Genomic DNA, 20,305 nt, shown 5'->3' on the forward strand with positions numbered 1-20,305 from the left:
TTCCACCTGCCGGCGCGTTTTATTGCCGATCAAGCAGCAAGCCACCCATTGTAAAGCTCAAGATGAAAAACGCTATGAAACTTGTCGTTGATGCCAATATCCCTGCCAGCGATGTCTGTTTTGCAGAATTTGGCGAGGTGATACGTCTTCCGGGCCGTGACATTCAGGCCCATCATGTGCGCGATGCCGACGCTCTGATTGTGCGCTCGGTGACTCAGGTCAATGAGGCCTTGCTGGAAGGCAGCAACGTTCGATTTGTAGGCACGTGTACGATCGGTACCGACCATGTAGATACGGCTTACCTGGCGCGTCGGCATATCCACTTTGCCAGTGCGCCAGGCTGTAACGCTCATGCCGTTGTTGACTATGTGCTGGCAAGTTTGCTCAACGAGGCCGAGAACCAGGGTTGGGCGTTGAGAGAACGCCGTGTTGGCGTGGTGGGGCTGGGTAACGTCGGTAGCCGTCTGCTGGCACGTCTTAAGGCGCTGGGCGTGGCTACGCTGGCATGCGACCCGCCGAGGGCCGAGCGGGAAGCGGGGCTGGACGTTGAACCACTGGAAACGCTGCTTCGCCACTGTGATGTTCTTTGCCTGCATACGCCCCTGGTGACTGAAGGCCAGCACGCAACCCATCATCTGCTAAATGCTGAACGAATGGCCATCCTTCAACCCGGCACCCTGGTGTTGAATGCGGGGCGAGGCGATTGCCTGGACAGTACAGCCCTGAGCAAGCGGCTGAGCGAGCAGGGTGACCTGACAGCGGTGCTTGATGTATGGGAAGGGGAACCGGTGATTGACCCTCAGTTGCACAGCATGGCTGCCTTGGCGACGCCGCACGTGGCAGGTTACAGCCTGGATGGAAAACTGCGCGGCAGCCTGATGATTCATCATGCCCTGGCCAAACATCTGGGCCGCGAAAGCCCGCTGACGCTGGAGGATATCTGCCCGTTACCGCCGCTTGGTGGGCTGATCCTGCAGCAGGCCATGCCAACAGAAGAGGCATTGCGACTGTGTATCCGCGCGGTTTACGACCCGCGCCGTGATGATCAGCGTTTAAAGCGGGAAATGCGCCAGCACAGTGCGGGTAAAGCCTTTGATCTTTGCCGTGCGGATTATCCGCTACGTCGGGAGTTCGCCACGCTAGAGGTGACGCTGCGTGAAGGTGCCGTGACGCTTGCGCCAATGCTGAGCGCAGCCGGGTTCCGGGTGGCTGGTTCACAGGTAACAGAGGAGGCTTAATCAACAAAACGCCCACCATCCAGGGTGGGCATTTTTGCCTAGGCGGTCACCGCGGTGACGTTACTTGTTACGATATGAAGCTTCCTGGAGGGCGCGAATGCGATCATCCAGAGGCGGGTGGCTGGCAAACACGCGTTCTATCAGCGAGCGGGTTTGCCCTTTGGTGATGGCCATGGCGCGCAATGTATCGGGCATCTGGTCAGGCAACTGGGTTTCAGACTTCAGCCTGGCCAACGCACTCACCATGGCGCCGGTTCCGGCCAGACGGGCACCGGCTTCATCTGCCCGATATTCGCGATAGCGTGAAAACCACGCCACGATGGCGGAGGCCGCGATACCAAAGACAATTTCAGCGACCATTACTACCGCAAAATAGCCCATAAAGCCCAGCCCGCCTTCGCCGCCACTGCGGCTTTTCAGAAAACCATCTATCAGCTGGGCAACTACGCGAGCAAAGAACATCACGAAGGTGTTCACCACCCCCTGTATCAACGCCAGTGTCACCATATCGCCGTTGGCGACATGGCCGATCTCGTGCGCCAGAACCGCGCGGACTTCTTCAGGGCTCATGCGGTTGAGTAGCCCGGCGGAAACAGCCACCAGTGCATCATCTTTTTTCCAGCCCGTAGCAAAGGCATTGGACTGTTGGGCTGGGAAAATTCCCACTTCAGGCGTTTTGATACCGGCTTCCTGAGATAACTCTGCAACGGTGTCCAGCAGCCATTTTTCGGTGGCGTTAGAAGGTGTTTCGATAATGACAGTCCCTGTCGACCTTTTGGCCATCCATTTTGATATCAGCAGGGAGATAAGTGACCCCACCATGCCGAAAATGAAACAGAAGATCAGTAGACCGGTGAAGTTAATGCCCTGGCTACGCAGATAACCTTCCACGCCAAACAGACGCAGCGTCAGACTGGCCACCAGTACGATGGCCAGGTTAGTCGCCAAAAACAACACGATTCGCAACATAATCGGGGGTCTCCATAAGTCAGTGCAAAGCAATCAATCCAAAACAGTCAATCCAGGCAATCCAAAAAAGCTAGTACAAAAAGCTAGTCAAAACGGTTGGTTAAAAAACTGCCAATACAAAAAAATACACAAGTGACAACAGACATTGCTTAGATAAAGGCGAGAGGTGGTGGTTTCAAATCCCCGCCTTTATTTGATTATTTCTTGTACCTAGTGCTGTGTGTTGATAACCGATGTTGATGTCAAGTGTTGATAAACAGGTTTGGCTACTGACGGTAGCGAGATAAAAAGTCAGCAAAACGATCCAGGGCATCGCCCAGCTGATCCGCCCAGGGCAGCGTAACGATGCGCACATGATCCGGGTCTGGCCAGTTAAAGGCTGTCCCCTGCACTAACAGGATTTTCTCCTGCAATAGCAGATCAAGCACCATTTTTTGATCATCCTGGATGTTGAAAATGCTGGAATCGAGTTTGGGAAAGGCGTAGAGGGCGCCCTTGGGCTTGACACAGCTGACGCCGGGAATGGCATTCAGCTTATCGTATGTAATATCCCGTTGAGCCAGCAGGCGACCGCCAGGCAGGATTAAATCATTGATCGACTGATAGCCACCCAGCGCTGTCTGAATCGCGTGCTGTGCGGGCACGTTCGCGCATAGGCGCATCGAGGCCAGCATCGTCAGCCCCTGGATAAAATCATTGGAACGCTGTTTGGCCAGGTTGCCGGAGATCGTCATCCAGCCAGAGCGGAAACCCGCGCAACGGTAGCTTTTTGACAAACCGTTCATGGTAATGACGAGCTGATCATCTTCAGCCAGGGCACCAGTGGCGGTATGCTCGACGCCATCGTAGAGAATTTTGTCGTAGATCTCATCGGAAAACACCACCAGGTGATGCTCTCTGGCAATGGCGAGCACCTCGCGAACGACTTCCGGCGGGTAGACGGCCCCTGTCGGGTTGTTCGGGTTGATCAGCACGATAGCGCGAGTGTGGCTGGTCACCTTGGCGCGAATATCGTCCATGGCGGGTGCCCAGTCTGCCTGCTCGTCACACAGGTAATGCACGGCACGACCGCCTGACAGGTTGGCAGCAGCGGTCCACAGCGGGTAATCCGGCGCAGGAATCAGTACTTCATCGCCATCATTGATCAGCGCCTGCATGGCCATCACGATCAGTTCGGAAACCCCGTTACCGATGTAGATGTCCTCAATGCCAACGCCGGGAATCTGCTTGCGCTGACACTCCTGCATGACGGCCTTGCGTGCGGAATACAGCCCCTTGGAATCACAGTACCCCTGAGCCGTGGGCAGGTTACGCATGACATCCTGAAGAATCTCCTCGGGGGCTTCAAAACCAAACGGGGCAGGGTTGCCGATGTTCAGCTTCAGAATGCGCTGACCTTCCTCTTCCAGGCGCTTGGCATGGTCAAGCACAGGGCCGCGGATGTCATAGCAGACGTTTGCGAGCTTATGGGATTTTCGCAGAGTGGGGATTTCCGGGGACTGTAGTGTGGTCATGTTGTCTTCCAGTGAGCGTCGTCATCCCAAGCAGGGAGGCAGAAAATGATGGGTAACCTGTTCTAGACATCCGTATCAGGGTGAAGGGCGCTTTCCTCGGATGTCGGGGCTTCTTCTGGCGGGGCGGGAATGTCCGCAGGCGTTTCCAGTGTGATACGCCCAAGTTTGCCGTCCCGGAGTTCGTGAAGCAGAACTTCTGCACCGCGGTGAAGGTCGACGGCGCCGCCGGGTCTCAAACCGCCGCGGCGGCTGGCAATCTGCTTCAGAATTGCGTGTCCATCGAAACCGGCAAGCGCCAGGAAGTCCGGTCGCTCAGGGCCATCGGCTTCAACGTCGTGCTGAGTCGATAGCGCCTCATAAGCAGGAAGTGATGTCAGCTTATAGCGTTCCCGCAGCGCCTGTGGGTAACGTTTGGCAAGCTCTGCACTGGCCACAATGCCAACGTCAGTGTATTCAATCGCCGTATCACGAATGGCACCGCTGGCAGCCAGACGATAAGCGCTGGCCTGATCTTCGATTTTTGGCCAAAGTACCCCTGGGGTGTCGACCAGGGCGACACGGCCATCAATGCGGACTTTCTGCTGGCGTTTGGTCACCGCGGGCTCGTTGCCCGTTTTGGCAATTTTGCGTTTCGCCAGGCCGTTAATCAGGGTTGACTTGCCCACATTAGGGATGCCCATTACCATCACGCGAACATCGCGGTCGGCGCGCACTTCACCTGCCAGGCTATGGCAAAGCCCGGGGATGCTTTTCAGCTCACGGGTATTTGTGGTGGTGATTGCCAGGGCGCGGGTGTCAGGTTGCGCATCGAAAAAGGCCACCCACTCCTGGGTGCGTTCGGGATCAGCAAGGTCCGCTCGCGAAAGAATTTTCAGCACCGGCTTGTGGCGCGTCAGTTCTGCCAGCATCGGATTGGCACTGGAGTAGGGCAGGCGCGCGTCCAGCACCTCAATGACAACATCAATTTCTGGCAGCGCCTCCTTGATCTGGCGGCGCGCCTTATTCATATGACCGGGGAACCAGCCGAGCATGGGTTTCTCCTGCAAGCACAAAAAGCGGGCAACCATTCTAGCAGAAGGTGCCCGCTTTTCAGGATTAACAATTCACTCACCTCTTTTCGGTGAAACAAGGTGCCGTAAATATGATGCGCGCGGCTTATTTTATTCTTCCTTGATTCACAGAGCTTAACTCACAGACCTTAGCTCACAGACATTAATTCGCAGTTAGTCGCTTACTCGCCGGGGTGAAACTCCAGCGCGACAGAATTAATGCAGTAACGCAGGCCAGTGGTTTGTTCAGGACCATCAGGAAACACATGGCCCAGGTGCGCATCGCATTTGGCGCATACCACTTCGGTTCTTTGCATGCCGTGGCTGGTGTCGGTGTGCTCCTCAACCCGGCTGTAGCTAAAAGGGCGGTCAAAGCTTGGCCAACCGCATCCCGCATTAAATTTATGTTCGTTTTCAAATAACGGAGCGTTACAGCATACGCAGTGGTAAATACCATGCGCATCATTAGTGGCATAATCTCCGCTAAAGGGCGGTTCGGTGCCTTTTTCTCGCGTAACGCGGTACTGCTCAGGCGAAAGTTGTTCGCGCCACTGTTCAGTGGATTTTTCCAGTTTGGTCATGGCAGCCTCCTTAAAAGGGGAGAATTGGGCAGCTTTACGCGTTTAGCCTGCAGGCGGGCTTGCCCTGGCTATCAGCATGGGGCATCACCGTGACGGATGCCAGCCAAGATTGAGGCTTGACAGAAATTCATCCGCTGATTAATATACGCGCCACCTCGACGAGGTAATGCAGCGTCCCATTCGTCTAGTGGTCCAGGACACCGCCCTTTCACGGCGGTAACAGGGGTTCGAACCCCCTATGGGACGCCACTTACTTTGCCAGGGTTTATCGGAAGCGTTTGCGGGAATAGCTCAGTGGTAGAGCATCGCCTTGCCAAGGCGAGGGTCGGGAGTTCGAATCTCCTTTCCCGCTCCAGTGTTAATCGCTCTAGTATTACGTCCCATTCGTCTAGTGGTCCAGGACACCGCCCTTTCACGGCGGTAACAGGGGTTCGAACCCCCTATGGGACGCCATCCGATAAGTTCAGTTTCTACAGTGTCATTGTGTGGGAATATAGCGTTAGTATGCGGGAATAGCTCAGTGGTAGAGCATCGCCTTGCCAAGGCGAGGGTCGGGAGTTCGAATCTCCTTTCCCGCTCCAGTATTAACCGCTCTAGTGTTAATTAGGTCCCATTCGTCTAGTGGCCTAGGACACCGCCCTTTCACGGCGGTAACAGGGGTTCGAACCCCCTATGGGACGCCATCAGTTGTAGCAGTTCATCAAGCGGGAATAGCTCAGTGGTAGAGCATCGCCTTGCCAAGGCGAGGGTCGGGAGTTCGAATCTCCTTTCCCGCTCCAGTATTACCTTCCTCCATTATTATCTCTCTCCATTATTACCTTTCTTTTTTTACTTCTTTCAATTTTATCCAATCATTTGTCTGTCGGCTTTTATGTCGTTAAACAGGCAGTTTCGTGTGTCTTTGCGTGCACGACATGTCCTGAAAAGGGCTTGAAAATGGCGTATCTGCCCTAATATAAATTCTTTATCTTTATTGCTGACGGGATGCATATGACCGAACCGGCATTGTCGATTCGTGGGCTGACAAAAGTCTACGCTAACGGCTTTCATGCGTTGAAAGGGATTGACCTCGATGTGCAGCAGGGCGATTTCTTCGCGCTGCTCGGACCCAATGGTGCAGGCAAGTCCACCACGCTAGGGGCAGTGTGTTCGCTGGTGCAGAAAACCAGCGGCAAGATTTCCATTTTTGGCATCGATACAGATCGTGATTTTGCCAAAGCGAAATACCAGCTCGGTGTCGTGCCGCAAGAATTCAACTTCAACCAGTTCGAAAAAGTGATCGATATCGTGCTGGCCCAGGCGGGTTACTACGGTATGACACGCCGAGAAGCTTTACCGCGTGCAGAAAAGCTACTGACTGACCTTGGTCTTTGGGATAAGCGAAACGGTAATGCGCGGATGCTTTCGGGCGGCATGAAACGTCGTCTGATGATTGCCCGTGCCTTGATGCATCGTCCCAGGTTGCTGATCCTTGATGAGCCCACTGCCGGGGTCGATATCGAGTTGCGCCGCAGCATGTGGGAATACATGCGCCGCATCAACCGCGATGAAGGCACCACCATTATTCTTACTACGCATTATCTGGAAGAGGCGGAAAGCCTCTGCCGTAATATCGCCATCATCAATAACGGCGAGATCATCCGCAATACCAGTGTGCGTGCGTTGCTGACTGAGCTTAACACCGAGACCTTCCTGCTTGATATTACCCAGCCGCTGGAAAAGGCACCTGAGGTAGAAGGGTTCGAACTGAGTCTGATCGAGCCCACCCAGTTGGCGTTGGTGTTTCATCGTGGCCAAGAGCTTAATGATGTGTTCGAAGCATTGAGCCAGCAGGGAATCAAAGTGGTTTCCATGCGTAACCGGGCCAACCGGCTTGAAGAAATGTTTGTCTCGATGGTGGAAGCGGGGAATCACGCCATCGATCAGGACAAAACGGCTCAAGATGGCAACCCGCAGCGTCGCCAGCAAAAAGGCAATCAGGAGGCCCGCGCATGAATGCCATGCAAACGCTTGTTGCGCTTTGGACTGTTGTGCTCAAGGAAATCAAACGTTTTACCCGGATCTGGCCACAAACGCTGCTGCCGCCATCCATTACCATGACCATGTATTTCATCATCTTCGGTAACCTGATTGGTTCGCGTATTGGGGCGATGGATGGGTTCAGCTACATGGACTTCATCGTGCCAGGGCTGATTATGATGGCGGTGATCACCAACAGCTATTCCAATGTGGCCTCAAGTTTCTTCTCCAACAAATTCCAGCGTTCGGTTGAAGAGATGATGGTGTCGCCGATGCCTAGCTGGGTCATTCTGACGGGCTATATCTTTGGCGGTATGGCGCGTGGTCTCGGGGTCGGGGTGATTGTGACAGTAGTCTCCCTGTTTTTTACCCGACTGAGTATGGAACATCCCTTGCTGACAGTGCTGGTCGTGGTACTGACGTCAGCGTTGTTCTCAATTGGTGGCTTTATCAACGCCTTGCTGGCTAACAAGTTTGATGATATTTCGATTGTACCGACCTTTATCCTCACGCCGCTGACCTACCTGGGTGGCGTGTTTTACTCGATTTCTCTGCTGCCGGACTTCTGGCAGGGCGTTTCCATGCTTAATCCGATTCTCTATATGGTCAATGTGTTTCGTTACGGGTTCCTGGGCGTTTCGGATATCCCCGTTGGCTGGGCGCTGACAGCTATCTTTGGCTTTATTATCGTACTGTTTGTAGTAGCGCTGAAAATGCTGGAACGTGGTAAAGGAATTCGCGCATGACCCATCGTCCTGAGACCCTGGCCAATGCTCCTTTGGGGCAGGAATCCAGCTATCCAGAGCAATACGACGCCTCGCTTCTGTATCCCATCGCCCGTGCGGCCAATCGCGCACCGTTGGGGATTTACGAGGATGCATTGCCCTTCATTGGTGCTGATGAATGGCATGCCTTCGAAATGAGCTGGCTGAATCAACGTGGTAAACCCATGGTGGCCGTCGCGCGCTTTACACTGCCCGCGGATTCTTCGCACCTGATTGAATCCAAATCATGGAAGCTGTACCTCAACAGTTTTAACCAGACGCGTTTTGCCAGCCTTGAAGAGGTCATTGAGTATCTGACGCATGACCTCTCCAGAGTGGCTGGCGCCACTGTTAACGTTGAGCTTCTTGACGTTGATAGTGATGCCTTGATGCCCAGACCGTTGCCGGGAGAATGCCTGGATGAACTGGACATTGAAGTGGCTGATTATACGCCGTCAGCGAACCATCTTAGTGTCGGTGATGAATGGGTTGAGGAAACACTTTACTCCCACCTGCTCAAGTCCAACTGCCCGGTAACAGGCCAGCCGGATTGGGGGAGCGTATTGATTCGCTATAAAGGCCGCAAAGTTGAGCGGGAAGGGTTGTTGCGCTACGTTATTGGCTACCGTCAGCATCAGGATTTTCACGAGCACTGTGTTGAGCATATCTTTATGGACCTGATGCGCATCGCCGCGCCTGAAGAATTACTGGTGCTGGCACGCTATGTGCGTCGTGGCGGTCTTGATATCAGCCCTTGGCGTGCAACGCCAGGTATGTCACCACCTAGCCCACTTCGGTTGGCTCGACAATAGTTCTAGCCGTTAATTCATGTCAGTTATTTAAGAATGAGGAGCCATTGATGGACGCACTGACGCTTCTGCATCAACGCAGTTCCATGGGTAAATTGATGGCCCCGGCGCCATCCCCGGAAGAGATGGAAAGCATCTACCAGGCGGCGTTACGCGCCCCTGATCACAAAGAACTACGCCCCTGGCGTTTTATTGAATTTACAGGTGAAGGCCTTCAGCGTCTTGGCGAACTGTTTGCCGAAGCGGATTTTCAGGAAGACCCCGGTGCCGACGATGCCAGCCTTAATGCCGCACGCAAGAAGCCTCTTCGCGCCCCGATGATTATTGCCGTTATTGCTAAGGTAACACCCGATAATCCCAAAGTGCCTAAAGCCGAACAGGTGATATCAGCGGGCTGCGCCGCACATGGCATTCTGCTGGCAGCTCACGCACTGGGTTATGGTGCGATGTGGCGTAGTGGCAAATATGCGTTTGATCCTGTCGTGCGTAAGGGGCTCAACCTGGGGGAAGAAGATAAGGTCGTTGCCTTTATCTATCTGGGTACCCTGGGAGGGCGTCACAAACCCTTGCCGACGCACCGCCTCAGTGATTTTGTCGAGCATTGGGATTAAATGATGGCCGACTCCCAGCGCCAGCCCGGCATTCCTTACCCACGTCTGCCTTTGCCGAAAAACGGTGAAGACGATCTCGTGGCTTTTCAGCAATGGCTGGAAGCCGCCATCCCCATGGTGAGTGAACTGGGGATTCGGCAGATGGATCTAGCGCGTGGTGTGCTGAGCTGGCAGCTGGCGCTTGCCTCAAGCCTTAACGATAAAGGCACTGGCTTCGGCGGGGCGCTTGCCGCACAAACCACATTACAGGGCTGGTGTTGGGTAACGTTGTGGCTGCGCCAGCAGGGCATTCAGCAGGATGTCGTGGTGGCAGAAGCCAGCCAGCGTTTTATGGCCCCGGTAACAGGGGACTACCGTATGATCTGTACGTCTGAAGATCCCGAGGGTACAGAAACGCTGGCGGCCAAGCTGCAAGCACGCGGCAAAGGCAGCATTGCACTCAAGCACCAGCTCTACTGTGATGATCTGCTCTGCATGGAAGCCAGTGGGCGCTATGCAGTATTGCCCCTATCTCCAAAATGAAAAAGTCCAAAATGAAAAAGGTTTGCAATTTCACAGCTAAAAGCATAGTATATGCGCCGTTCTGTTGGGAAAGGTAACGCCTGGCTCATCGAGCAAAAAATTGCGGAGGGGTGTCCGAGTGGTCGAAGGAGCACGCCTGGAAAGTGTGTAAGTCGAAAGGCTTCGAGGGTTCGAATCCCTCCCCCTCCGCCAGAATCTTTCAAAAAAGCCTGCCTTGAGCAGGCTTTTTTGTGTCTGCCTGTTTTGTTGATTCTTACCTGGTTAGTTCTGACGCCTTCTCTAGTTCTCCTCAAATAAACGATCTCGTGCTATTTCTCGATGAGTTGATGGTGTTTATAATTTTGATGCTCCATTATTTTTCCGTATGAATTTCGATCGGCACTTAATATCGGCATGACACGGGCTTGTGAGTCGGCTACTGTCAGCTGTGTATGAAGCTGTATGTTATGAACCAAACGATGCCGGTACTTATATTGCTTTTTTATGAATAAGTAATAATTGATAAATGTCTGGCTATTTATTATGGCGGTTAATTAATTTAACGGCTGTATTTAACTCGATATCAGGCTATTGATCTTGTGGTTTTCACCATCATGCTTATTGGAGTTTTGACATGCTAGAGAAACTGCATCGTATCAATGTCAAGTACACACTGGCTTTCATCGGTGTTGCAATGGCGGTAGTGGTGGTTGTCGTGGCTGAGTCATTGTTAGTGAACGATGTGCGACAACGCATGATGGAATTCAGAAAAACATTCAGCCCTGCTGTTTCAGCGGTACTGAATGCTGATCGTGATCTCTATCAAGCACGAATGGCTGAAATTACGGCACTGAACTTACCATCTGGCAGCGAAGGCGCGGCGGCTAAGTACTCCGAATATCAGGAAAATGCGGATCAGGCATATGCACGCATGCATGATTTTATGCAAAAACTTAGTGAATACCCTGTCATCATGGAATCGTTGCAAGACTTTGAGACGCGGTTTGATGCCTGGAAAACGGCCTCTCAACAAGTATTCAATGAACATTCCAGTGGCGACTCTGACGCAGCTTATGTGCAATCGCTAGGTGAGTCCCAGACAGCGTTTGGTGCACTTCGTGAGCTCTACGACATTGCAGGTGAAAATGCGCGAGTGCGTGGAAACCAGCTGGAAGCAGAAACGTTGGCGGATATTCGGTCGAGGCAGTTCTGGGTCTTCAGCTTTGTGGGATTGGTATTGCTTATTTCTCTCACGATTGCTTTGGTTGGCCCTAACCTTATGTCGCGTGCTTTACGCGATGTGAGTAGACGTATTCAAGACATTACCGAAGGTGATGGGGATTTAACCGCGCGGATTCAGAGCCGGCGTAAAGACGAAATTGGTGAATTAGCCTCTGAATTTGATGCTTTTATTGCTCGGATGGATCGCAGCTTCAGCGCTGTCAATCAAAGTGCCCAAGGGGTGCGCGCCGCATCGCGTGAGATTGCGAGTGGTAGCGAGGCACTGGCCGCACGGACAGAGCAACAGGCATCTGCATTGCAGCAGACGGCATCCAGCATGGAAGAAATGTCGTCTATCGTGAGTCATAACAGCGAATCAGCAACTTCCGCTGACCGTCTTTCGGAACAGGCTGCTGTTAAAGCGGAAGCGGGTGCCAAGGAGGTCAGGCGCACGGTGGCATTGATGCATGAACTTCAGACGAGTTCTCGCCAGGTGGCTGAAATTGTCGATGTGATTGACAGTATTGCCTTCCAGACCAACCTTCTTGCACTCAATGCTTCCGTTGAAGCTGCGCGTGCGGGAGAGCATGGCCGTGGTTTTGCTGTTGTGGCGCAGGAAGTCCGTAAGTTATCGGCTCGCACGACGGATTCATCACAACAGATTCGTACGCTTATCAAAGACATTACCGGGCGTATTGCTCAAGGCTCTGAACAGGCAGTGCGCAGTGGTGAGGGCATCGAGGAGGCCCTTGAGGCAGTGAGCCAGGTATCAAAACTCATGCATGAAATTTCGGCAGCGATCAAAGAGCAGGAGTCTGGCATTGAGCAAGTCAGCACAGCTGTCAATCAGATGGATTCAGCCACACAGCAAAACGTGTCTCTGGTCAGCACCACGAACCTGTCAGCAACCTCGTTGCGTGAGGAAGCCGAGCGATTGACCGCGCTTGTGGAATCGTTTCGTTTAAGTGATAGCGTTGACGTGCCAGAGTTGATAGATGCTACTTCAGGCCACTCGCATCGAGCTTCGCTTTCATATGGATAGTGTGATCTTGCATGGGTAAGTGTTTAAGATAATTCGTTTTTCCGAGGCTGACCGTCAATTGCAGGAAGGGTCGTTTGTTAACTATCGTCATAGGCGTTGATTTTGGCGGGTTCAGGGCGCAGCGTTAGCGTTTTTACAACGCGACAGGTGCTGTCATGAGTCTCGAAAGGCCGACAACAGGCGACCCACGCCTGGACAAATTAATGCAAACGATGGCCAAGTCGCCCTCGCTGATTATTAATGAAGTGCTGAAGGATGGCGGTGGTTTTACGGCGTTTAATAACTATCAGTATATCGTCAAACATGAAGGGGAGTTTTATTCCTTTCATGATACCCGGTGTAGCAATAGTTATGGGTGTATGAACCTGGCGGAAATAAAATCTTATGCCCGCGCTATTCTGGCCAGCCAGAACGTCAGTATTCCCAAAGGTGGCGTTTTTTCTGACACCCAGAAGGCCCTGACATTTTTCAATCAGCTAGGGGGAGCCGTTGTTGTAAAACCGGTCGATGGTATTTTCAGTAAGAATGTAACGACGGGAATAACTAGCGAAGAGGCGTTTGTTGCTGCTGTGGATCTGTCATCCAGTCAGGGGCGTAAGGCATTTATTGTTGAGCAGGAAATTGTGGGAACTGAGTATCGTGTACTGGTGCTTAATGGTGAAGTCATTGCTGTGCTGAGAAAAGATCCGCCTTATGTTATTGGTGATGGGAAACGTGATATTGAGACACTGATTGATGAGAAAAATAAGTGCTTATCACAACACCCGCTTTCATATAACCGACTAATAAATAAAGACGATAATGTTACTGAGTTTTTATCTAAACAGGGATTTGATTTTAAGACGGTGCCAGCGAAAGGTGAATTGATTAAGCTTTGTTCGCCTGAGAAGTACATGGCCGGTGGCATCTATGTGGAAGCTGGTGAAGAGCTGTCTGATGAGGCAAAACGTCAAGCCGTCAGGGCTGTGCTGTCTATCGAGGGGATGTCGCTAAGCGGTGTTGATGTCATCGTAGAGCAGCATAGTGGCAAACCGTATGTGATTGAGTGTAATGAAAACCCAGGTATTGCGGGTCATGTATTCCCTTATCAGGGGGCATCGATCAACGTGGCAAAAATGATTTGGGAGAGCGTTAAGCAAAATCGCCAACGCCATAGAGAGACAATAAAAAAAGCAGATGGCTCTATAAGCCGTTGACTGTACGTGTGCTTGAACTTTGTGCCTGGCCAGCTAGTGCTTTCGCTGGGCTGGCTAGCGGGGATTATCATGTTGAACACTGTGCTTAACAGTGGCAGCCTGTGATCGCCTTGGGCGAGGCACTGAAGGGTGGTATGTCTCGCACAACGTCTTCCGGTGCTTGAACAAAACAGGATCTTGCCATGCCAGACTCGCCCAACGGTAGCAACAGCGCTGCCAAACCTTCACGTATCCTGTTTTTTCCCCTTGGCTGGGTACTGGCGCACACGGTGCGCTGTATCGAAATTGCCAAAGTATTGCGCCAGCGTGGTCATGAAGTCATTTTCGCGGGTGACGACCCCAACCATCCCAGCTCGCGTTTGAATCTTGTTCAGGAAGCAGGGTTTACTCTGCTATATGCTCGTGAACCCAACCTGCCTGATGTCTGGGCGCGTTTTCAGCGCCTTGGCTGGAAAGCCTCTTTTTGGGATATGGTGAATCTTCGCTACTGGGCACCTTTGACCAAAATTATTGAATCCCAGTTGCAGGCGATTGAACACGCGAGACCCGACCTTGTGGTAGGTGATGCAACCGTAAGCGCCAGTACTGCGGCCTATATTGCTGGCATACCCTGTGCGGGCATCATGAATGGTTACGCAGCAAGGCTATTAACGCCGCCAAAGCCCACCTACTTCGCCGCGAAAGGGCTGGACCGCTATCTGTTGGCGGGTATCAGAAGGCGCCTCTATCAGAAATATGAGCGGCCAGACCGAAATGCCTTCGATATGCTGTATCACATGCCAATGATTTCGCCGGACCTGCCAGGGCTTTACCCCTTGCCCAAACAGTTTCGCCAATACCATATGGTGGGCCCGATTTCGCCCGATCTGGAAGCACCGTTACCTGAGTGGTTTGATGAGCTTCAGGATGGCACGCCGAATATTTATCTCACCATGGGCTCAACCGGCTTGTTAGAGCACTTCCTGCATCGTGCCTATGCGGTATTGGGGAAGTTGCCGTATCGCTTTATGGTGACAACGGGCGGGCAGGTGAGCCAGGAAGTATTGGAAGCTGCGCCTGCGAACTTCCGCTTTACCCGTTATGCGCCGGGTTCAAGGCTTCTGGAAAATGCTCAGGCAATGCTCTACCACGGGGGCAATGGCAGCATGTATCAAGCGCTGGCGGCTGGGGTGCCTATGCTAGCACTGCCTGCCCACTATGAGCAGCGCCTTAACGCCGACATTGGTGTGCGCCATCACTTCGGTTTACGAATGTCAGCACGCCATATCAATCCTGATAAGCTCGTGCGTCAGTTGGAGCGGTTACTTCATGATCCGGCTTTTCGTGCGTCTGCTCAGCGCTTTTCAAAAGCCGTGAAGGATACCCATGGTGCCGCGAATGCGGCGGATGTGTTGGAGAGCCTCTTGATACGCTCATAAAACAACCAGAACATTGATTCTCATACAAAAACGCTCGGGCGATATGCCCGAGCGTTTTTGTTATCAGGGCCGGATAAATCCAGCCCTTTTATGCGGAGAGTGCATTACGCTTGCTGGAATTTTTCCAGGTCAAAGCGATCCGCATTCATCACCTTGGTCCAGGCAGTAACGAAATCGTTAACGAATTTCTCCTGGTTATCGTCCTGTGCGTAAACTTCTGCATAAGAGCGCAGGACCGAGTTGGTACCGAATACCAGATCCACGCGTGAGGCGGTCCACTTGACAGTATCAGCCTGACGGTCGCGAATCTCGTAGTGGTTGTTGCTGACCGGTACCCAACGGTTGCCCATGTCGGTCAGGTTGACAAAGAAGTCATTGGTCAGCTGGCCAGGACGGTGGGTAAAGACGCCGTCCTGACTGCCACCATAGTTGCTGTCGAGGGCACGCATGCCACCCATTAATACCGTCATTTCCGGTGCAGTCAGCCCTTTCAGCTGAGCACGATCCAGCAGCATTTCCTCGGGTTTAACCACATATTCTTTCTTCTGCCAGTTACGGAAACCATCAGCAAGCGGTTCCAGCGGCTCAAAAGAATCGGCGTCGGTCATTTCGTCGGTTGCGTCGCCACGGCCAGGCGTGAAGGGTACGAGAATATCGTATCCTGCTGCCTTGGCGGCTTTTTCGATACCGACGCTACCACCGAGCACGATGATATCGGCAATGCTGGCACCTGTTTCGGCTGCGATCTTTTCATAAACACTGAGGACTTTGTTCAGACGGGCGGGCTCATTGCCTTCCCAGTCCTTCTGCGGCGCAAGACGGATACGCGCACCGTTTGCCCCACCGCGCATGTCAGACCCACGGAAAGTGCGGGCGCTGTCCCAGGCGGTACTGACCATCTCACTGATGCTCAGACCGCTGTCAGCGATTATCTGCTTAACGGCTTCAACATTGTAATCCGTGCTACCTGCCGGTACCGGATCTTGCCAGATCAGGTCTTCCTGCGGCGCTTCCGGGCCGATGTAACGATCTTTCGGGCCCATGTCGCGGTGCGTCAGCTTAAACCAGGCGCGTGCAAACGTTTCAGAGAAGTAGGCAGGGTCGTTATAAAAACGCTCGGAAATCTTGCGATATTCCGGATCCATTTTCATCGCCATATCCGCATCGGTCATGATCGGATTAAGACGGATCGAAGGATCTTCGACATCAACAGGTTTGTCTTCTTCTTTGATATCGATAGGTTCCCACTGCGACGCGCCTGCGGGGCTTTTCCTGAGTTCCCACTCGTGGTTGAGCAGAAGATGAAAGTAGCCGTTATCCCACTGAGTCGGGTTGGTGGTCCAGGCACCTTCAATACCGCTGGTGACAGTATCGCGACCAACACCACGGGTGACTTGGTTATTCCAGCCAAGACCCTGTTCGTGTACGTCTGCCGCTTCAGGTTCAGGGCCGAGGTTGTCTGCATCACCGTTACCGTGACACTTACCGACAGTGTGGCCGCCAGCTGTCAGAGCGACGGTTTCTTCGTCATTCATCGCCATACGGGCGAAAGTAACGCGTATCTGTTCTGCAGTCTTGAGCGGGTCCGGGTTGCCGTTAACACCTTCCGGGTTAACGTAGATCAACCCCATCTGTACGGCAGCCAGCGGATTTTCCATGGTTTCTGGCTGATCAACGTCTTCATAACGTTCATCAGACGGTGCCAGCCACTCTTTCTCTGCTCCCCAATAGATATCTTTTTCCGGGTGCCAGATATCTTCACGGCCGAAAGAGAAACCATAAGCAGGAAGCCCCATGGATTCGTAGGCAACGGTACCGGCCAGAATGAAGAGGTCAGCCCAGCTTATCTTGTTGCCATACTTCTTTTTGATCGGCCAGAGCAGACGTCGCGCCTTATCCAGGTTGGTGTTGTCCGGCCAGCTGTTGAGCGGAGCAAAACGCTGGCTACCAGCACCACCGCCGCCACGACCATCAGCAATACGATAGGTACCGGCAGCATGCCAGGCGAGACGAATCATCAGGCCGCCATAATGCCCCCAATCAGCGGGCCACCAAGCCTGACTGTCGGTCATCAAGGTGTGCATGTCTTTCTTAAGCGCATCGAAATCAAGTTTCTTGACTTCTTCACGGTAGCTGAAATCCACACCCATGGGGTTGGACTTACTATCGTGCTGATGAAGGATGTCCAGATTCAAGGCTTCTGGCCACCATTCCTTGGATGCATTGGCGTTTGTGTTGCCACCGTGCATAACGGGGCATTTACCTGCGTTATCGCTCATTTATAATCTCCACTCATTGCATCGCGCTTGAAAACGCTTGTTGTCTTTCCGGTCACAAGGGGCATATTAATGCACCTGTTGATGTGCTCTAACATGATGAGCACTGCCGGATATAATTTGAAAGTCTAGCAGTCGTGCTGCGTTTCATCTGTGAGTCGTTTGTTGACTTAACGTACGACATTTATAGACGAGATTCATCATAGTCTCAATTTGCATTTTGTGAAGGCTCTAATAGTTTTTATGTATTGAGTGATTCGTTTGATGTTGAGGAATAACTGGCAGTTGATGAGGGGATAAGATGATGCAGTTTACGTTTTGTAATATTATAAGCCTCCCTAACTCTCCATGAGCAAGGACAGATTTATTCAGATTAAGGCATTTTATATCCCGACACGCATGATTCAGCGTGTCGGGTCTCCATCAAGGATGAGTCATAAATGCGTTACCCTTTGATTGCTTCCCTTCGGCCAAATTTTCTTTTGCTGGCATTGCTGTGTGCCGGATTGGGCGTCGTGCTGACGCTTGATCAGAAAGTTGTCAGTCCTCTGCTCTGCGTTGGTGTGCTGCTGGGCGCATTGCTGGCCCATGCATCGGTTAACTTACTCAATGAATACGATGATTTTTGCACCGGGTTAGATGCGACCACGGAGCGAACGCCATTTTCCGGTGGAAGCGGGGCGCTGCCCGCGCAACCTTCGGCGGCTCCACTGGTGCTTTACGCGGGGCTGGGTACGTTATTGGGTGCGGTGGTTATCGGTCTTTACTTTGTCTGGCGGCAGGGCTGGCCATTGTTGCTGCTTGGTGTTCTGGGCTGCGGATTGGTTTTGGCCTATACCCGCTGGCTAACCCGCTCCCCGTGGTTATGCTTTTTGGCGCCGGGTGTCGGGTTTGCCGTGATGGTGCTAAGCAGTGTGTTGGCACTGGGAGGTCAGTTGACCGCCACCGTATGGTGGGTGGCGGGTGTTGTCATGCTGTTATGCAGTGAGCTTTTATTGCTGAACCAGTTTCCGGATGTCGACGCTGACCGTTTGGCCGGACGTCGTCATTTGCCGATCGTGTTCGGCATTAAGCGAATGGCGTGCTATGTCATTGGGTTGTGGTGGCTTGCGTATAGCGCGGTGATCCTTGGTGTGATCAGTAACGGGCTACCCATCGCAAGCCTGGGCGTGGTAGTCACGCTACCTTTGATACTTATGCTGCGATATAAACTCAAAGCAACGATTGGCATGGAAAATCCAGACGCCATCCACTGGTCAGCCCCGTTGGGGTTGAACGTGACAGCGTTGCTTGTCTCACTGGCATTATTGCTGGTCAGTCTTTCAATAAAATAAAAAATAGGCAAAGAAAGACTAAATAAAGAGAAGGGCGGCGCATCAAAAACCCAACTCATCCAGCAAGTCGTCTACCTGATCCTGGCCGCTGACGACATCCGTTTTCTCCTTGTCCATCTGCGGGCCGTTACGTAGGCGGGCGTGTTCGTCGCGTTGATCGGTGAGTGCTACTCCTTCCGTGATGTCTGGCACACTGCTCATCAGAACCTGCACGAGCTCCTGCTCAATGGTTTTAATGACTTCCATCATTTTCTTGATTACCTGTCCGGTCAGGTCCTGAAAGTCCTGTGCCATCATGATTTCCATCAGTTCTTTCTGTGCAGCACCGACCTGTGTGGGGACCTCGGTAGCCAAAAACTGACGGGTATCGGCAACTAACTGGCCATCACTCATCGGATCGTCCTGATTGGCAAGCGAATCCCAGCGTGTTGAGAGTGACTGGCTGTCGCTTTCGAGTTTGTCCTGAGTAGGCTGGGCTCGCTCGACAGCATTAAGAGAGCGCTCAGCGGCTTTTTCTGTCATGGAAGCCACGTAGCGAAGGCGCTCACTGGCATCGGGGATGGCCTGGGCAGCCTGCTCAATCTGTTGATCCAGCCCGAGATCTTTCATGCTTTCCCGCAGCATGCGGGTCAGGTGGCCAATGCGCTGGATGACTTCGTCGCTACTGTGCTCAGAAAGGACGGACGGCATGGTGCTGTCATGCACGTTGTTGGAGTGGGCCATGATTTGCTACCTGTTGATTTACATTCTTTGTATCGACGTATCATGCACGATAAATGGGGCCTTTGCCTATACAGCCATTACGACGCCTACTGCTGAAGACGATTATTCCCTCGCTCATCATATTGGTGCGCCTGGCCGTTAAGTTGTTGGCTTAAAAGACGTAAACTAGACACTTTATAGCGTCTGATGGATACCGGTGTGAAATCTCCCAAAAAAGCCGTTGAGCTGACATCTGAAGGTGATCGTCACTTTGATGGCATGGCTGACAAATTTTCTCGTTCACTTTACAACGCGCCACGGGGCGAGTTGCGTCTGGCGCTATTGGACACCTTGCTACCGGAAATGCTGACGGCGTTGCAGTCGACGCCGCCGCTTTCAGAGGCAAGTGTCCTGGACGTCGGGGCAGGTTTAGGCCAGCAGGCCATGTGGTTTGCACGGCGTGGCTTCAAGGTGACCTTGACGGAGCCATCGGGCGATATGCTGGCGCATGCCAGACAAGCGTTGCATAACGCACCGGAACTGGCAGGGAAAGTAGACTGTTACCTATTGGCATTGCAGCAGCTCCCCAGTGCGTTGCCTGGCCCCTGGTCTCTGATCGTTTGTCATGCGGTGTTGGAATGGTTAGGCAGCCCTCGCCAGGCGCTTGGACATTTAAGCCAGCTGTTGGCACCGGGAGGCGAGCTGAGCCTGATGGTGTTCAACCGTGATGCATTGCGCTTTTCCAATGTTGTAAAAGGCAATTGGCAAAAAGTGCGGGAAGACCGCCTCGAAGGGTTAGGCATGCGTCAGCGGCTGACCCCTATTTCCCCGGTGACCCATGAACAGATTACCCAATGGAGCGAGGCGCTGGGCCTTGAGGTACGTCATGTCGCCGGGGTGCGCGTTTTTCAGGACTATCTGCGTCGCCCGGCGGAAAGTGCCGAGGAACAGGCCGAGTTACTGGCCCTGGAAAAGCAGTTTTGCCGCATGGAGCCGCATTGGCGATTAGGGCGCTACCTTTTATATACTCTCGCTAAAACGGCGTGAATAAATGGCGTTGC

At 52.8% G+C, this 20,305-nt stretch carries 17 protein-coding genes and 7 tRNA genes; 18 read left to right on the top strand and 6 right to left on the bottom strand.

Annotated elements, in window-relative coordinates; genetic code table 11:
* The first annotated feature begins 74 nt into the window (after positions 1 to 74).
* Positions 75 to 1,238 carry a 4-phosphoerythronate dehydrogenase PdxB gene (gene pdxB / locus ACU6TU_RS05450; protein ID WP_447143557.1) on the top strand — a complete coding sequence of 388 codons (1,164 nt, stop codon included), beginning with the start codon at positions 75 to 77 and terminating at the stop codon, positions 1,236 to 1,238.
* A gap of 60 nt (positions 1,239 to 1,298) precedes the next feature.
* Here the strand turns inward: pdxB and htpX are convergent, their stop codons facing one another.
* The 4 genes from htpX to msrB all read right to left on the bottom strand — a co-directional run bounded on the left by htpX (position 1,299) and on the right by msrB (position 5,351).
* Entirely contained in the window at positions 1,299 to 2,207 is a 909-nt protein-coding gene (htpX, locus tag ACU6TU_RS05455; protein WP_447143558.1) for a protease HtpX, read from the bottom strand.
* A 266-nt stretch (positions 2,208 to 2,473) separates the two neighbouring features.
* Positions 2,474 to 3,721 (bottom strand): pyridoxal phosphate-dependent aminotransferase, encoded by a 1,248-nt coding sequence (locus tag ACU6TU_RS05460; protein WP_447143559.1) that lies wholly within the window; start codon positions 3,719 to 3,721, stop codon positions 2,474 to 2,476.
* A 62-nt stretch (positions 3,722 to 3,783) separates the two neighbouring features.
* Positions 3,784 to 4,752: a ribosome biogenesis GTPase YlqF gene (gene ylqF / locus ACU6TU_RS05465; RefSeq protein ID WP_447143560.1), complete on the bottom strand. Its 969-nt coding sequence runs from the start codon at positions 4,750 to 4,752 to the stop codon at positions 3,784 to 3,786.
* A gap of 200 nt (positions 4,753 to 4,952) precedes the next feature.
* Positions 4,953 to 5,351: a peptide-methionine (R)-S-oxide reductase MsrB gene (msrB, locus tag ACU6TU_RS05470; RefSeq protein ID WP_447143561.1), complete on the bottom strand. Its 399-nt coding sequence runs from the start codon at positions 5,349 to 5,351 to the stop codon at positions 4,953 to 4,955.
* 173 nt (positions 5,352 to 5,524) lie between these two features.
* Here msrB and ACU6TU_RS05475 point away from each other — a divergent pair.
* The 15 genes from ACU6TU_RS05475 (at position 5,525) to ACU6TU_RS05545 (ending at position 14,932) form a co-directional block, all read left to right on the top strand.
* A tRNA-Glu gene (locus ACU6TU_RS05475) sits at positions 5,525 to 5,600 on the top strand.
* Positions 5,601 to 5,631: 31 nt separating this feature from the next.
* Positions 5,632 to 5,706 (top strand) — tRNA-Gly (locus ACU6TU_RS05480).
* 22 nt (positions 5,707 to 5,728) lie between these two features.
* Positions 5,729 to 5,804, top strand: a tRNA-Glu gene (locus tag ACU6TU_RS05485).
* Positions 5,805 to 5,857: 53 nt separating this feature from the next.
* Positions 5,858 to 5,932, top strand: a tRNA-Gly gene (locus ACU6TU_RS05490).
* A gap of 26 nt (positions 5,933 to 5,958) precedes the next feature.
* A tRNA-Glu gene (locus tag ACU6TU_RS05495) sits at positions 5,959 to 6,034 on the top strand.
* 21 nt (positions 6,035 to 6,055) lie between these two features.
* Positions 6,056 to 6,130, top strand: a tRNA-Gly gene (locus ACU6TU_RS05500).
* A gap of 211 nt (positions 6,131 to 6,341) precedes the next feature.
* Positions 6,342 to 7,346 (top strand): ABC transporter ATP-binding protein, encoded by a 1,005-nt coding sequence (locus tag ACU6TU_RS05505; protein ID WP_447143562.1) that lies wholly within the window; start codon positions 6,342 to 6,344, stop codon positions 7,344 to 7,346.
* Positions 7,343 to 8,116 (top strand): ABC transporter permease, encoded by a 774-nt coding sequence (locus ACU6TU_RS05510; RefSeq protein WP_447143563.1) that lies wholly within the window; start codon positions 7,343 to 7,345, stop codon positions 8,114 to 8,116. The genes ACU6TU_RS05505 and ACU6TU_RS05510 overlap by 4 nt, the downstream gene beginning before the upstream one ends.
* Positions 8,113 to 8,946: an NADPH-dependent 7-cyano-7-deazaguanine reductase QueF gene (gene queF, locus ACU6TU_RS05515; RefSeq protein ID WP_447143564.1), complete on the top strand. Its 834-nt coding sequence runs from the start codon at positions 8,113 to 8,115 to the stop codon at positions 8,944 to 8,946. Before ACU6TU_RS05510 ends, queF begins: the two co-directional genes overlap by 4 nt.
* A 47-nt stretch (positions 8,947 to 8,993) precedes the next feature.
* Positions 8,994 to 9,554: a nitroreductase family protein gene (locus tag ACU6TU_RS05520; RefSeq protein WP_447143565.1), complete on the top strand. Its 561-nt coding sequence runs from the start codon at positions 8,994 to 8,996 to the stop codon at positions 9,552 to 9,554.
* A 3-nt stretch (positions 9,555 to 9,557) separates the two neighbouring features.
* Positions 9,558 to 10,076: a YiiD C-terminal domain-containing protein gene (locus tag ACU6TU_RS05525; protein ID WP_447143566.1), complete on the top strand. Its 519-nt coding sequence runs from the start codon at positions 9,558 to 9,560 to the stop codon at positions 10,074 to 10,076.
* A gap of 104 nt (positions 10,077 to 10,180) precedes the next feature.
* Positions 10,181 to 10,268 (top strand) — tRNA-Ser (locus ACU6TU_RS05530).
* A gap of 421 nt (positions 10,269 to 10,689) precedes the next feature.
* Complete coding sequence (locus ACU6TU_RS05535) at positions 10,690 to 12,318, top strand: methyl-accepting chemotaxis protein (protein WP_447143567.1); 1,629 nt, start codon at positions 10,690 to 10,692, stop codon at positions 12,316 to 12,318.
* A 155-nt stretch (positions 12,319 to 12,473) separates the two neighbouring features.
* A complete protein-coding gene (locus ACU6TU_RS05540; RefSeq protein ID WP_447143568.1) occupies positions 12,474 to 13,514 on the top strand; it encodes a hypothetical protein in 1,041 nt (346 codons plus the stop codon).
* 182 nt (positions 13,515 to 13,696) lie between these two features.
* Positions 13,697 to 14,932, top strand: coding sequence for a glycosyltransferase (locus ACU6TU_RS05545; protein WP_447143569.1), 1,236 nt, complete (start codon positions 13,697 to 13,699; stop codon positions 14,930 to 14,932).
* Between the two features lie 104 nt (positions 14,933 to 15,036).
* Here ACU6TU_RS05545 and katG read toward each other — a convergent pair whose 3' ends face one another.
* Positions 15,037 to 17,211, bottom strand: a complete 2,175-nt coding sequence (katG, locus tag ACU6TU_RS05550) for a catalase/peroxidase HPI (protein WP_447143570.1) — start codon at positions 17,209 to 17,211, stop codon at positions 15,037 to 15,039.
* Positions 17,212 to 17,648: 437 nt separating this feature from the next.
* Between katG and ACU6TU_RS05555 the strand changes: the two genes are divergently transcribed.
* A complete protein-coding gene (locus ACU6TU_RS05555; protein WP_447143571.1) occupies positions 17,649 to 18,542 on the top strand; it encodes a prenyltransferase in 894 nt (297 codons plus the stop codon).
* 42 nt (positions 18,543 to 18,584) lie between these two features.
* Here the strand turns inward: ACU6TU_RS05555 and cheZ are convergent, their stop codons facing one another.
* Positions 18,585 to 19,265, bottom strand: coding sequence for a protein phosphatase CheZ (gene cheZ / locus ACU6TU_RS05560; RefSeq protein WP_447143572.1), 681 nt, complete (start codon positions 19,263 to 19,265; stop codon positions 18,585 to 18,587).
* A 258-nt stretch (positions 19,266 to 19,523) separates the two neighbouring features.
* Between cheZ and ACU6TU_RS05565 the strand changes: the two genes are divergently transcribed.
* The gene (locus tag ACU6TU_RS05565) at positions 19,524 to 20,291 is read left to right on the top strand and encodes a methyltransferase domain-containing protein (protein WP_447144190.1); all 768 of its coding nucleotides are present in this window, start codon (positions 19,524 to 19,526) and stop codon (positions 20,289 to 20,291) included.
* The last annotated feature ends 14 nt before the right edge of the window (positions 20,292 to 20,305 follow it).

Source organism: Halomonas sp. LS-001 (genome assembly GCF_052983955.1).